Here is a 2,409-nt window from a genome sequence, read left to right on the forward strand (position 1 = left end):
TTCACGTCGGTCACGTCGGCCGTGCCGACCGCGACGATCACATCACCCGCGCGCAGGCCCGCTGCTTCCGCGCCTCCGGTGACGGCACTCACGCGCACGCCGTTTGCACCCCGCAGCGCCTGCCGCTCGGCATCGGTGAGATTGGCAACGCTCAATCCCCAGACTTTGGCGGCGCCGGCCGTGCGCGGCTCGATCGGGGCCTCCGGTCGCTCTGCCGCTGCCGCCACTTGCGGATTCAGCTCGGCGAGGCTCGTCTTGAAATCGAGCAGCTTGCCGCGACGATTGCATTGCAGCGTGATCGCCGTGCCGGGTTTCAGCGCGCCCAGCGTGCGCCGCAGGTCGACTGCGCCATCGACCAGCTTGCCGTTGACGCTGATCACGACATCGCCCGGCTGGATGCCCGCCTTGTCGGCCGGCGTGCCGCTGACCACCTGGCGCACGAATGCGCCCTTCGCCTTGCCCTTCGCGAGCCCGTATTCCTCGGCCAGTTCGCGCGGCACGTCGATCGGCTGGATGCCGAGGTAGCCGCGCACGACGCGCCCCGTGGCCTTCAACTGGTCGGCGACGCGCATCGCCTCGTCGATCGGGATCGCGAACGAGATGCCGACGAAGCTGCCGACCGGGCTGAGGATCTGCGAGTTGATGCCCACCGCCTCGCCGCGGGTGTTCAGCAGCGGCCCGCCGGAGTTGCCGGGGTTCACCGCGACGTCGGTCTGGATGAACGGCACGTCGGAGCCGGTCTCCCGCTGCTTCGCGCTGACGATGCCGGCCGTCACCGTGCTCTCCAGCCCGAACGGCGAGCCGATCGCGAGCACCCATTCGCCGACACGCAAGCGCCCCGCATCGCCGATCTTCAGCGACGGCAGGCCGGTGGCATCGATCTTCACCAGCGCGACGTCAGTGCGCTCGTCGGCACCGATGATCTTCGCCTTGAACTCGCGCTTGTCGGTCAGCGTGACGTAGACCTCGGTGGCGCCCTCGACGACGTGTGCATTGGTCATCACGTAGCCGTCGGCACTGAGGATGAAGCCGGAGCCTTCACCGCGCGGCACCTCTTCGCCCGGCTGCTGCGGCACGGCCGGCGCGCGGCGGCGGAACGGCCCGCGCGGCGCGTCCGAGGTGCGCTCGGTGGTCCGGATGTTGACGACGGCCGGGCTGACGCGTTCGACCAGGTCGGCGAAGTCGGGCAGCACCTGGACCGGCGCCAGGGGCTGCGCCTGGCCTGGCGCAGGGCTCTGCGGCGGGTTCTGGGCCGGGTTGGGGGCCTGGATCTGCGCACCCGCGGCCTGCACCAGCAACAACACGGCGCCCGCGCCCAGCGCAGCGGCGCAAGAGCGCACCGTGCTGCGCCGGCGCAGCACGTTCACCGGCGCGAGCCGGCCCCGATCGATCACAGCTTGCATGCTGAGCACTCCCTCGACGACACCCACACGGGCCGCCGCGTGCAGCCGCACGCCGCCGGCTACTTCTTGCGTTCCAGCCCCGACGCGAACGCCCGCAGCGTCGCGGTGGGCACGTCACCCATCACGGTCACCCACCAGTCGCCGTAGCGGCGCATCATCGTCTGCGTCGCGCCGATCACGGTCGACATCGGACGCTGGTGACGCTCGGCATTGAAGGGCTCGATGAAGACCGACACGAAGGTCAGGCCGTCGGAATAGACCGCCTGCAGCACCGGCTCGGTGGCGCCGCGGATGCGCAGCGCACCGTCGAAGGGCCGCTTGACGCAGCTGACCTGGGTGAAGCCGGGAATGTCGTGCTTCAGCGTCCAGCCTTCGGACTCGAGACTGGCCGGCGTGACGGGCGGCCGCACGATGCGGTAGCCGTCGAGCTTGCGCAGCGGTTGCGTGATCAGATCCGCTTGCGGCTTGACGTTGATGCTGACATCGGAGAACGCCGACGACTCGAGCACCTCGGCATGCTCGCCCAGCACCTCGGTGCGCAGCAGCAGCCCAGTGTTCTTCTCGGCCCACAGCCGGTAGCCGAAGCGATGCGCGTCCTTGGCGCGCAACTGCAGCACGTTAGCCTCATGGCCGGCCACGCGCTCGACGCCCACCGGCTTGAGCTCGTAGAAGTCGGTCACATGCTGCGCACCCGCCTGCAGTAGCGCCGGGAACGAACTCATCGAATCGCGCTGCTCGACCATCGCGACGCGGCTTTGCGGCCACACGGTGTGGACGACGTCGTTCTGCCGCAGCACGTTGCGCATCTGCCCTTCCAGCGAGTCGATGCGCTCGTACTGGTTGCGGCCGTCGCAGAAGTGCGCGATGCGTGAACTCGCCACCGTGCCGCCGGCGCTGACGACGACCGTGCCCTGGAAGTTGCGCTTGTTCGCCGCCTCGGTGATGCGGGTGAGCCAGACCTGAGTCTCGCGCGCCTCGACCAGCGGGTCGCCGCTGACCAGCGCAC

At 69.7% G+C, this 2,409-nt stretch carries 2 protein-coding genes; both read right to left on the reverse strand.

What is annotated here, in order from left to right; all coding sequences use genetic code 11:
- A partial coding sequence (locus tag AC1D15_RS27195; protein WP_477828461.1) for a Do family serine endopeptidase occupies positions 1-1,403 on the reverse strand: 1,403 nt, incomplete at its 3' end.
- A 59-nt stretch (positions 1,404-1,462) separates the two neighbouring features.
- Positions 1,463-2,409 (reverse strand): MucB/RseB C-terminal domain-containing protein (locus AC1D15_RS27200; protein ID WP_477828462.1); only part of this gene is annotated, 947 nt, incomplete at its 5' end.

The organism is Rhizobacter sp. P2_H2, assembly GCF_056403375.1.